This is a genomic window from Devosia sp. LjRoot16 (assembly GCF_964252795.1).
GTDB lineage: Bacteria > Pseudomonadota > Alphaproteobacteria > Rhizobiales > Devosiaceae > Devosia_A.
The window spans coordinates 2,078,372-2,090,017 of record NZ_CAXUPH020000001.1 but is presented as its reverse complement, the minus strand read 5'-3'; the positions used below and the strand labels follow the sequence as shown (position 1 = coordinate 2,090,017).

The window sequence follows — 11,646 nt, the reverse complement described above, 5'->3', positions numbered from 1 at the left end:
CAGTCACTCCCCCGGCTTTGGCGAAAATTCCTCGCTGCTGCGCGCCGCCTCGGCGATGCGCCGCCGCGCCCGGAACACGCCCCATTGCTGGTCGACCAGGACGCCGATGAGGATCACCCCGCCCATCACCGCGAAGTTGAGCGAGGAGGGAATGCCGAGGAGGTTCACGAGGTTCTGCAACTCCTGCAAGAGGATGGTGCCGAGGATCACCCCGACGATCGACCCCTCGCCGCCGCGCAGCGAGAAGCCGCCGAGTACCGCGGCGGCGATGGCGTAGAGCTCATAGAAATTACCCTGCGACGAGGGCTGCACGGAGCGGGTGTACATGGCGAAAAAGATCGCCGCCAAAGCCGTCAGCCCGGCGCAGATCACATAGGCCGAGGTGACCACCACATCGGTGCGGATACCCGAGAAGCGCGCCGCCTCCTCGTTCTTGCCGATGGCGAAGAGATAGCGGCCGAACACCGAACGGTGCAGCGTGAACCAGGCGATCACCGCCACCACCGCCAGCACATAGACCGAGACCGGGATACCGCCGATGCGGGCGACGAAGAAATCGAGGCCCGGATATTCGCTGCCAAACGGGAAGCCGGCCGTGGCGTCGGCGGTGTAGCCGCGCGCCACGCCGCGATAGATCAACAGGCCGCAGAGTGTCACCACGAAGGGCTGCATCTTCAGCTTGGTGATCAAGAGGCCATGCGCCAGCCCCAGGGCGAGCCCGAGCACCATGACGATGGCGAAGGCAATCGGCCACGGCACGCCCTTGGCGCCGACCAGGTCGACGAACAGCACGCCGAGCAGCGCGATCATCGAGCCGGCCGACAGCTCGATGCCGCCGGTGATGATGACAAACCCCTGGCCGATGGCGAACAGCCCGAACAGGCCGATCAGGTTGGCGGTATTGGCAAGGTTCTGCGGGCCGAGAAAGGCGGGGTTGCGCAGATACACCACGAAGCCGACGACGACGATGAGGGCGAGCAGGCCCAGATCCTTCTTGTTCATCCGTTTCCCCTCACCCGGCCTTCGCCAACGGCTTGCCCACCGCCAGCCGCAGCACGTTTTCTTCGCTGAACTCGGCGCGCCCGAGCAGCCCTGAAATCCGGCCCTCGTGCATCACCGCGATGCGGTCCGACACGCCGATCACTTCTTCCATGTCCGACGAGATCATCAGCACGGCGACACCCGCATCGGCGAGCCCGCGCATCAGCCGATAGATTTCCGCCTTGGCCCCGACATCGATGCCGCGCGTCGGCTCGTCGAAGATCAGCACCTTGGGCCGCATGGCCAGCCACTTGGCCAGCACCACCTTCTGCTGGTTGCCGCCCGACAGGCTCCCGGTCCGGGTCATGACCGTCGGCGCCTTGATGCCGAGCTCGGAGCGGCTGCGCTCCGCCTGCACCCGCTCCAAAGCCGGCGACACCAGCCCGCTGCGGGCATAGGCGTCGAGATCGGGCAGGCTGATATTCTCCGAGATCGGCAGGTCGAGCAGGATGCCCTCGCCCTTCCTATCCTCCGGCACGAGGAAAATGCCGCGCGCCACGGCGTCCGAGGCGTTACGCAGCGTCACCGGCTCGCCATTGAGCGTCACTGTGCCCGCATAGAGCGGGTCGACCCCGAACAGCACCCGCGCCAGCTCGGTGCGGCCGGAGCCGACCAGCCCCGCCAGCCCCAGGATTTCGCCCGCATGCAGTTCGAGCCCGACGTCACGGGTCGGGTAAGCCGCGGTGCGGATGCCGCGCGCCGCCAGCACCACCTCGCCTTTGTCGAGCTTGGGCGCCGCATAGGCCACCTTGAGATCGCGGCCGATCATCAGCTTGACCATGCGATCGTGGTCGATCTCGGCCTTCTTCAGTTCGCCCACCAGCACCCCGTCGCGCAGTACCAGCACGCGGTCTGAGGCCCGCTCGATTTCGTGCAGCCGGTGCGAAATGAAGATCACCGCAATGCCCTCGGCCTTGAGGCCTGCGATCACCTCGAGCAGCTTGTCGGTCTCGGCCAAAGGCAGCGACGAGGTCGGCTCATCGAGGATGACAAGGCGCGCATTCACCGACAGCGCCTTGGCGATTTCCACCATCTGCTGCTGCGCCAGCGACAGTTTCGCCACCGGCGTGTTGGGCGCGAAATTGGCGCCGAGCCGCTTCAGGTAGGGCAGCACATCGGCGCGCATCTGCTTTTCGTCGACGAGGTTCAGTACCCCGCCGCGCCGTGGCTCGCGCCCGATATAGACATTGGCCGCGACGTCCAGATTGTCGAACAGGTTGAGCTCCTGGTGGACGAAGGCGATGCCCGCCTTCATCGAACCACCGACGCTGAGCCCCGCATAGGGCGCGCCGTCGATCTCGATGGTGCCGCTGTCGGGCACCGTGACCCCACCCAGGATCTTCATCAGCGTCGATTTGCCGGCGCCGTTCTCACCGACGAGGCCGATCACCTCGCCTGGCGCGACCAGCATGTCGAAGCCGGCGAGCGCCACCACGCCCGGATAGGTTTTGCGAACGGCTGAGAGCTTCAGGAAGGGCCGCGCGGGCGCTTCTTGATCGCGGCTGTCGAGCATTCCACCTCCCCCGCGCGTTCCCGCCTGAACGCTAAAGCGCTTCCAGGAAAAGTTGCAGACTTTTCTGGTTCGGAAGCGCGCAAGACAAAGTTATCAGAAGACGCGGACGACAGCCCCCTGTCGCCCGCGCCAGCGGAGACGGCCATTGGCCGTCTCCGCCCCTTGATGTCAGCCGCCGCTGATCTTGGCCTTGAGGTCAGCCGAGAAGGCGTCGACATTGTCCTTGTTGATCACGGCCGTCGGCACGATGATCAGCTTGTCCTCGGGGATGCCCGACTTGTCGCCTTCGAGATAGGCGGCCATCAGCTTCATGCCCTGATAACCCCACTCGAACGGCTGCTGCACGATGGTGGCGGCGAACGAGCCTTCCTTCACTGCACCCAGCGTCACCGGATCTTCGTCGAAGGCGACGACGGTGATCTGGCCGAGCTTGCCGGCCGCCTGCAGCGCCTCATAGATCTTGGGCGGGTTGTACGAATAGAACCCGACCATGCAGGTGATCTCGGGGTTGGCCACCAGTACATCGTCGACATTGGTGCGCGCCTTGGTGAAGTCCACATCGTCGCCGCGCACGTCGACCAGCTCGATGCCCTTGCCTTCGATGGCCTGGCGGAAGCCGGCGATGCGTTCGACCGCGTTATCGGCGCCGAGGAAGCCGACAAAGCCCATGCACTTGCCGCCATTGGGCAGCGCCTTGACCATCTCCTCGCCCGCCTGCACGCCAGCCAGCGTGTTGGACGAGCCGAGATAGGCGAGACGGTTCGACGCCGGAGCGTCGGAGTCGGTGGTGAACAGCGGCACTTGCGCCGCGATGCGGTTGAACGCGTCGATCGAGTTCTTCGGGTCGGCCGACGAGATCATGATCGCATCGGTGCCGGCGGCGACGAGGTCGTCCATCAGCGCATTCTGCAGCGCGGCGGTACCCTGCGCCGGATAGCGGAACTGCAATTCATAGTTGGGCAGCTCGGCCTGCGCCTTCTTCACCCCGGCTTCCGCCAGCTTCCAGAAGTCGGACGAGGCGTTCACCACGAAGGCAAGCTGCTTTTTCTCCTGCGCGACGGCGCCGCCGACGAGCAGGACACCAGCGGTCACGAGAACCGCGATACTGACTAGGCTCTTCATCATTCCTCCCTGGCCGCCATCCGGCGGCGCTGTTGGTTTCGTCCCGCACCTCGTCCTCCCGTCCCCAGAGTCTTTTGACTTCGTCGCGCTTTCGAACCGGAAAAGTCTCACAGCTTTTCCTGAAAGCGCTCCAGGGTCGCGTCTGCTTCCGTCGAAGCTGAGGTACGTATCTCAACCCGGCACCAAGAGAGAACGGTGCCATCCCGCCGGCGCGTCCGCCGGCGGGAATTCGTCGTCGGGTTACTCCCCGGTGTCCTTGTTGCGCAGCAGGTTCGACGCCACGGCCAGAATAATGAACGAGCCGACGAACGTGCCCTGCCAGAACGTGCTGATGCCGAGCAGCGTCAGGCTGTTGCGGATGATCTCGATGAGCGCCGCGCCGACCACGGCGCCCAGCGCCGTACCGGTGCCGCCGGCGAGGCTGGCCCCGCCGATGACGGTCGCGGCGATCACCGTGAGTTCGAGCCCGGTACCAAACCCGGTGGTGACCGAGCCGAGCCAGCCGGTCTGCAGGAACCCGGTCAGGCCGGCGCAGAACGCCACGAACATATAGACCGAGATCTTCACTGCCTTGACCGGAACACCGGTGAGGACTGCCGCCTTCTCATTGCCGCCAATGGCGTAGAGATGCCGGCCCCAGCGGGTCCAGCGCAGCGCGAAGCCGGTGATCAGCGCCAGCACCACCATGACGATCAGCGGGTTGGGGATCGGCAGCCCCCCGACCACCACCGAGCCGCCGCCGATGCTGAACAGGATCGCCTGGTCCGGCCCGAACTCGTAGATCAGCGCATTGTTCGACATCACCATGCCGATCGAGCGGGCGATCGACATCATGCCGAGCGTCACGACGAAGGCCGGCATGCCGACGATGGCGATCAGCACCCCATTGATCAGGCCGACCAGCAGCGACGCGGCGATCGAGGCCGGTATGGCCAGCGTGATCGGCAGGCCCGCATGCATGATGATAGTGGTGGTCATCGCCGAGATCAGCACCGTGGCGCCGACCGACAGGTCGATGCCACCGGTGATGATCACTGCCGTCATCCCCAGCCCGACAATGCCGACAAAGGCAAAGTTGCGGGTGACGTTGAACAGGTTCTGCGGCGTCGCGAAGGTCTTGGTCAAGAGCATCATCGCGATGATGGCGATGATCACGGCCAGCAGAATCCAGAAGATCTGCCGGCTGATCAGCCACGCCAGGAAGCCGCGATGCGTCTGCTGGTCGATGGCATCCTTGAGTGAGGTGTCGGTGGTCATTTCGGCAAGCTCCTCAAGCGCTCTGCAGCGCGCCGGTGATCAATCCGGTCACTTCCTCGGGTGAGGAATCGGCGACCCGCTTGTCGGCAACCTTGCGGCCGCGCCGCAGCACCACCAGCCGGTCGCATACGGCGAAGACGTCGGGGATACGGTGGCTGATCAGCACCACCGCGATGCCCTGCTCCTTGAGCCGGCGGATCAGGTTCAGCACCTCAGCCACCTGCCGCACGCTGATCGCCGCGGTCGGCTCGTCCATTAGGACGATCTTGGGGTTGGACAGCCGGGTCCGCGCGATGGCGACGGCCTGGCGCTGCCCGCCCGACATGCGCCGCACCAGGTCGCGCGGCCGCGTCTCGGACTTGAGCTCGGCGAACAGCTCGCCCGCCTTCTTGTACATCGCGCCGTAGTCGAGGATTTCCGGCACGAACAGCCGCCAACCGCGCCGCCGCTTGCTGAACGGCAGCTCGGCTTCCTGCGGCGTGCGGGCGATGGTGGTGAGCTCGCGCCCGAGAAAGATATTGGCCGCCGCCGTGAGGTTATCGGCCAGCGCCAGGTCCTGGTAGACGATCTCGATCCCCTTGGAGCGCGCGTCCTTCGGACCGTGCAGTTGCACCACCTGCCCGTCGAGACTGATGCTGCCTTCGGATGGGTGGAAATTGCCGGCGATGATCTTGACCAGCGTCGTCTTGCCGGCGCCGTTGTCGCCCACCAGCCCGACCACTTCGCCGGCGTTCAGCGTCAGTGAAATATCGGTCAGCGCGGTGATAGCACCATAGTGCTTGGCGATGTTCGCCAGCTCGAGAACCGCCATCGTTGCCCCTCCCAAGGCTGGAAGGCTCCGCCCTCCGCTAGATGTCGCGGGCAAATCTATGCGGGATGCCGCGCCAAGCGTCAATCGACTTTGAGCATCCACTCCGCACCCGCAAAAAACGTCAGTGAGGTTGCTGTTTAACCAGTCTTTCCAACGTCTTTATCCACGTATCTGACAACTTGATGCGCTTGAATGTGCACGTGCATCAGCCCGATTGACTATTGTCACAAGCCGCCTCAGTATCCGCTTCGACATGCGAAGCACCGCGGCCAGCAACGGCCCGTGAGAAGGCTCGCGCAAGCATTGAGGAGCTCATCGAGACGGCAGACGTATCAGCGGGCGGCCAGGGACCTCTCGCCGTTGAGGTACGTTAGTCGGGCTCGACCGAGGGCCTGCGCCAAGCAGGCCAAGACTGAACCCGAGGGAGGAAGACTCATGCGTAAGACTACATTTGTGCTTGCCGGCGCGGCCATTGCCGTCGCGCTCGCAGGCAGCGCCATGGCGCAGGACAAGAAAATCCTGGCCGTCGTCGTCAAAGGCCTCGACAATCCGTTCTTCACGGTGATGGGCCAGGGCTGTGCCGACTGGAACACGGCGCACGCCGACAGCGAATATACCTGCCTTTACACCGGCCCGGCGCTGAGCTCGGATGAAGCCGGCGAAGTGCAGATCGTGCAGGATCTGATCAGCAAGGGCGTCGCCGGCATCGCCATCTCGCCGTCCAATGCCCCGGCCATGGCCAACATGCTGAAGGCCGCCGCGCCGACCATGCCGATCATCACGGTGGACGCCGACCTCCTCCCTGAGGACAAGGCGCTGCGCAAGACCTATTTCGGCACCAACAACTACGACATGGGTGTCGGCATGGCGACCGAGCTGAAGAAGCTCAAGCCGGAAGGCGGCACCGTCTGCCTGCAGCTCGGCAACGTCGCAGCGGCCAACATCAACGAGCGCGCCGCGGGCTTCCGCGACACTATTGCCGGCGCCAAGGGCACCGAAAAGCTCAACAACACCAACGGCTGGACTGAGGCCGATGGCTGCCCGACCTATACCAATGACGACATCCCCACTGCCAACCAGCAGATGGCCGACGTCTTCACCGCGCAGCCCGATCTCGATGCCTTCGTTCTCGTCGGCGGCTGGGCCCAGTTCGGCCCGCAGGCCTATGCCCAGAACACCGACCAGGTCATGGAGCGGCTGAAGTCCAAGGATCTGGTGATCATCGCCGGCGACACGCTGCCGCCGCAGACCCAGGCGTTCCGTGAGGGCCGCAGCCACTTCCAGATCGGCCAGCGGCCGTACCAGATGGGCAACGAGGCGCCCGATATCCTGATCAGCCTGATCAAGGGCGAAACCGTCGAGGATCCGAAGTTCACCGGCCTCGACCTCTGCACCCTCGAGGACCCGGGTATCTGCGCCAAGTAAGGCCGGAGCCGATCAGTCGGCGGACCAATCGGGGCGCGCTTCGGCGCGCCCCTTTTCGTTTTCTGAAGTGGGATTCCCGGACATCCGGTGAGGGCTGACCCCACCCCTGTCCCCTCCCCTAAAAATGGGGAGGGAGACCAAAACACCAATGCCAGAGGAGGCGTCTCCCTCCCCCTCCTTCAGGGGGAGGGGACAGGGGTGGGGGTCAGCTGGCACCGCAGCTTCAACTCACCCCCAGCGTCCCCATCAACTCGCTAGCCGCCACCGCACCCGCCCGATTGGCGCCGATGGTCGAGGCCGAGGGGCCGTAGCCGACGAGGTGGATGCGCGGATCCTTGACCACCTCTGTCGCCAGCCGGCCGCCCATCAGGATGCCGCCCGAGGCTTCGCGTAGCAGCAGCGGCGCCAGATGGTCGAGCGACGAGCGGAAGCCGGTGCACCAGAGGATCACGTCGGCCCGCTGCTCGCTACCGTCCTCCCAGCGCACCCCGGTCTCGGTGATCTCCGAGAACATCTCCAGCCGCTTCAGCACGCCGCGCGCCTCCATCGCCTCGATCAGCGGCGAGCGCGGCAGGCCGGTGACGGAAACCACCGAGTTGGGCGGCAGGCCCTGGCGGACGCGATCTTCCACCAGCTTTACCGCGGCCCGCCCCGCTTCCTGGTCGAACGGCCCGTCGCGGAACTGCAGCGGCCGCCGCGTCACCCAGGTGGTGCTGGTCACCTGCGAAATCTCATTGAGCAGCTGGATGGCCGAAATGCCGCCGCCGACGATCACCACATGCTGGCCGGCGAACTCCGCGGCCGTGCGGTAATCGCGCGTGTGGAGCTGCCGCCCCCGGAACAGGTCCCGCCCCGGATACTCGGGAATATAGGGCGTTTCCCAGGTGCCGGTGGCGTTGATGATGCCGCGGGCCGAAAACGTCTCGCGGTCGGTCTCGACCCGGAAGCGCTCGCCGCGCTGGCACACCACCTTCACCTTGACCGGCCGATAGACATTGAGCCCGAAGCGCTCCTCATAGGCTGCGAAGTAGCGTGGCACGGCGACCGCCGCCTCGACCGCGTCGTTGCTGGTATCGACCGCCTCGGAGAACGCCATGCCCGGCAGGTCGTGCACCCGGTTGACCGTGCTGAGCGTCAGCGACGGCCAGCGGAACTGCCAGGCGCCGCCTGCCCTCGGCGATTGGTCGAGCACGACGAAGCCGCGCCCCGCCGCGAGCCCGCGCTGCCTGAGGTGATAGGCCGAGGACAGCCCCGCCTGCCCGGCGCCGATGACCACGATCTCGGTCTTGATCGCGACGCCCAGCGGCGGCGCGCTTTGCGGGGCGAGGGTTTCGGCATCCATCGGGAATATCCTGTTGTCGCCCCAGAGGTAGGGCGAGCGTAGCGGGTACGCAACGGCAGGCGAACGCTCTCACAGGAACGATTTGTGCGCTTGGCTACCCCTCACCCCAGCCCTCTCCCCAGAGGGGCGAGGGGGCGAGGGGGCGTGGTGGCACGGCCGGTGCAAAGTGCGTCCCCTCGCCCCTTTGGGGGAGAGGGTTAGGGTGAGGGGCGCCAAGCACACTGACCGACCGGCAACGAAAGGACCATTGGCAGATGGGCGCTCGTATGCGATGCCCGCTACCGGCGCGTCCGCGTCAGCCCCTCCGAGCTTTCATGCGCCCCCTCGACCTCCTGCTTTATGCTGCCGTCTGCCTGATCTGGGCCTTGAACCTGATCGTCAGCCGGGTGCTGTTCTCCGAATTCGGCGTCGCTCCGATCTTTTACGCGGCGGCGCGCTTTCTGATCGTCGCGGCGATCCTCTCGCCGCTGCTCAGGCCACTGCCGCGGCCGCTGCTGCCGATCCTCGGCATCGGCTTCCTGATGGGCGCCTGCCATTTCGGCCTGATGTTCCTCGGCCTCTCGCACGCCACCTCGTCGAGCGTCTCGATCGTCTTGCAGACGGCGATCCCGATCACTGCCCTGCTCTCGGTGCTGCTGCTCGGCGAGCAGGTCGGCCTCGCCCGCGGCGCCGGCATTGCGTTGGCGCTGGGCGGGGTGATCCTCGTGATGTGGGATGGCGAGGGCGCCAGTATCAGCCTTGGGCTGGCATTCGCCTTCGTCTCGGCCATCGCCATCTCGCTGGGCCAGGTGCTGCTGAAGCGCTATGGCGCCATAAAGCCCCTGACCATGCAGGCCTGGATCGCCTTCGTCTCTGCCCCACCGATGCTGGCCTATTCACTGCTCGCCGAAACCACCCCGGTGACATCAAGCCTTGGCGCCGGCTGGCCGTTCTTCGCCGCTCTCGCCTTCTCGGTCGTCGCGGTTACCCTGCTGGCGACCACCCTCTATCTCGGCATCCTGCAGCGCTACCCAGCCTCGGTCGTCGCGCCGCTTGGCCTGATGATGCCGCTGATGACGGTGCTGATGGGCATCCTGCTGCTCGGCGAAGGCTTTGACCTCCGCATGGCCGTGGGCGGCATCATTGCGCTGGTCGGCCTCGTGCTGGTGCTGCGCCAGCAGGCCCCGCGCGACGCCGAGCAACCGCGCGAGATGACTTAAAGCGCCGGCAGCGCCGCGACCCGCTCACTCAGTTCGCCGAGCTTGTCTGCCGCGAATGGCATGAGCGGCGGTCGCACCCGGCTCCAGCCGTCGTCGCCATCACGCTCCGCCAGCACGGCTTTGATGGTCGGGATCTGCCCATAGCTGTTGAGCATGGCCCGCGCCGCCTCGATCCGCCCCTGCGCCGCATCGACCTCACTCGCGCGAGCCGGGTCGGCATGATGGTCATAGATGGTGCGCAACGCTCGGGCCGCGAGGTTCGACGTCGCCGTGATACAGCCGGCGCCGCCGATCTTGAGGAACGGCAACAGCAGCGGATCGGCCCCGACCATCACCGCAAAGCCGGGATTGTCCTCCACCAGGCCCTGCATGTTGCCGTAATCGCCCGAGGAGTCCTTGAGCCCGACGACGATCCCGGGGAACGCCGCGATGAGCCGCGTCACCAGCGGCCGGCTGAGCGGCACCGCCGAGGTCTGCGGGATGTGGTAGAGGATGAGCTTGAGCCGCGGATCGGCCACCGCCTCGATAATCCCAGCATAGGCAGCAAAGATCCCATCGTCGCTCACCCCCTTGTAGTAGAACGGCGGCAGCATCACCACGCGGCTGATGCCGAGGCTCAGGGCGTGGCGGGTGAGCTCCACCGTATCGGGGATGGCAGCGACGCCGACGCCCGGCGCCAACTGCTCCGGCGTGATCCCGGCGGCCAATGCGCCCTCGAGGATGGTCTTCCGCTCAGCGACCGAGAACGAGTTGGCTTCGCCTGTGGTGCCGAGCAGCGCGATGCCGTGGCAGCCATCGGCAATGAGGTTGTGGCAGTGCGCGCCGAGCCGCTGCAGGTCGGGGCTGAGATCGGCATTGAGCGGCGTCACCGTGGCGCAGTAGACGCCCGAAATCCCGAAACCCATCGCGCAGCTCCCTCTCGTTCCGGCCATGGTGCACGAACGAGCGGGAGCGAAGCAAGTTGCCGGCGCCCCAGGTGGACGCCGGCAGCTTGAGATTACTCGGCCGCGATCGCCTCAGCCTCGCCGAGCCCGCTCAGCGCCTTGGCCCGTGCCAGGCTTTCGGGCTGTTCGCGACGGTAGCGGCGGCCGATTTCCATCATTGCGACGGTGTCGGGCAGGAAGCTGAGTTCGGCGAAGATCTCGTCCCAGGCGATATCGCCCCAGCCGAGCGGCATATGCAGGTCGCCGATGCCCATCGCGGTGTTTTCCGCCGGATGGAACGGCTTGTAGAAGCCCTGCGGCCGGCCGAACGAGTCATGCAGGTGCAGGTGCCCCGCCACCGGCGCCATGGCGCGGATTTCGGCGCGGAAGTCGAGGCCCTTGAAGGTCGATTCGATATAGGCGTGGCTGAAGTCGATCAGCGCCACGACGTTGGAATGGTTCACCGCCTTGACCGTCTCGGCGACTTCGGTCGGGGTCTGGCGATACTGGCCGAGCTCGGTGGTGAAGATGTTCTCGAGCGCGATGCGCACGCCATGCGGACGGGCGAAATCGGCAAGCTCGGTGAGGGCTTCGCGCTCCCGCAGGTCAGCGCCCGCCCAGTCGGCAATCGCCTCGGCGCGCAGGTTCCCGCTGTGGTGGACCAGGATACCGGCACCGATCGAGTTCGACACCTCGACCAGCGCCTTGGCGGCGTCGATCTGGTAGCGCTGCGTTACCGGGTCCATGAAGTTGGACGAGACCAGGCCGTGCACGGTGTAGCGGAAATCGAACTGGCGGGTCAGCGCCAGCAGCGCCTCGTGACGCTCCTTGATGATCCGGCCGCCGGCAACGAGGTCGAGGCTGGTGATACCGATCTCGACGGTATCGACGCCCATCTCGCTGAGCGCGCGCATATCGGCTTCGAGGGTGGCGAACTCGCCATTGTCCGAGCCGACATTGAAGCCGGTCGCAATGATGTTGCTCATGAAAATGTCTCCTGGGTGGAAAGGCAA

General features: G+C 65.8%; 10 protein-coding genes. 2 read left to right on the top strand and 8 right to left on the bottom strand.

What is annotated here, in order from left to right:
- Positions 1-3 precede the first annotated feature (3 nt).
- The 5 genes from ACSQ23_RS09935 to ACSQ23_RS09915 form a co-directional block, all read right to left on the bottom strand.
- Positions 4-1,002 (bottom strand): ABC transporter permease, encoded by a 999-nt coding sequence (locus ACSQ23_RS09935; protein WP_055887007.1) that lies wholly within the window; start codon positions 1,000-1,002, stop codon positions 4-6.
- Positions 1,003-1,012: 10 nt separating this feature from the next.
- Positions 1,013-2,554 carry a sugar ABC transporter ATP-binding protein gene (locus ACSQ23_RS09930; protein ID WP_436090508.1) on the bottom strand — a complete coding sequence of 514 codons (1,542 nt, stop codon included), beginning with the start codon at positions 2,552-2,554 and terminating at the stop codon, positions 1,013-1,015.
- 168 nt (positions 2,555-2,722) lie between these two features.
- Positions 2,723-3,676 (bottom strand): sugar-binding protein, encoded by a 954-nt coding sequence (locus tag ACSQ23_RS09925; protein WP_055887013.1) that lies wholly within the window; start codon positions 3,674-3,676, stop codon positions 2,723-2,725.
- A gap of 240 nt (positions 3,677-3,916) precedes the next feature.
- A complete protein-coding gene (locus tag ACSQ23_RS09920; protein ID WP_436090507.1) occupies positions 3,917-4,933 on the bottom strand; it encodes an ABC transporter permease in 1,017 nt (338 codons plus the stop codon).
- 13 nt (positions 4,934-4,946) lie between these two features.
- Positions 4,947-5,744, bottom strand: coding sequence for an ATP-binding cassette domain-containing protein (locus tag ACSQ23_RS09915; RefSeq protein WP_055887019.1), 798 nt, complete (start codon positions 5,742-5,744; stop codon positions 4,947-4,949).
- A 435-nt stretch (positions 5,745-6,179) separates the two neighbouring features.
- Between ACSQ23_RS09915 and ACSQ23_RS09910 the strand changes: the two genes are divergently transcribed.
- The gene (locus ACSQ23_RS09910; protein WP_055887023.1) at positions 6,180-7,169 is read left to right on the top strand and encodes a substrate-binding domain-containing protein; all 990 of its coding nucleotides are present in this window, start codon (positions 6,180-6,182) and stop codon (positions 7,167-7,169) included.
- A 223-nt stretch (positions 7,170-7,392) separates the two neighbouring features.
- On the opposite strand, the gene ACSQ23_RS09905 is transcribed toward ACSQ23_RS09910, so the two are convergent.
- On the bottom strand, positions 7,393-8,511 hold the full coding sequence (locus tag ACSQ23_RS09905; protein WP_436090506.1) for an NAD(P)-binding domain-containing protein: 1,119 nt from the start codon (positions 8,509-8,511) through the stop codon (positions 7,393-7,395).
- A gap of 314 nt (positions 8,512-8,825) precedes the next feature.
- Between ACSQ23_RS09905 and ACSQ23_RS09900 the strand changes: the two genes are divergently transcribed.
- Entirely contained in the window at positions 8,826-9,710 is an 885-nt protein-coding gene (locus tag ACSQ23_RS09900) for a DMT family transporter (protein WP_436090505.1), read from the top strand.
- Here ACSQ23_RS09900 and ACSQ23_RS09895 read toward each other — a convergent pair.
- Together ACSQ23_RS09895 and ACSQ23_RS09890 are read right to left on the bottom strand one after the other, a co-directional pair.
- The gene (locus ACSQ23_RS09895) at positions 9,707-10,615 is read right to left on the bottom strand and encodes a dihydrodipicolinate synthase family protein (RefSeq protein WP_436090504.1); all 909 of its coding nucleotides are present in this window, start codon (positions 10,613-10,615) and stop codon (positions 9,707-9,709) included. The genes ACSQ23_RS09900 and ACSQ23_RS09895 overlap by 4 nt on opposite strands.
- 92 nt (positions 10,616-10,707) lie before the next feature.
- Positions 10,708-11,619 carry a TIM barrel protein gene (locus tag ACSQ23_RS09890; RefSeq protein WP_056003623.1) on the bottom strand — a complete coding sequence of 304 codons (912 nt, stop codon included), beginning with the start codon at positions 11,617-11,619 and terminating at the stop codon, positions 10,708-10,710.
- Between the last annotated feature and the right edge of the window lie 27 nt (positions 11,620-11,646).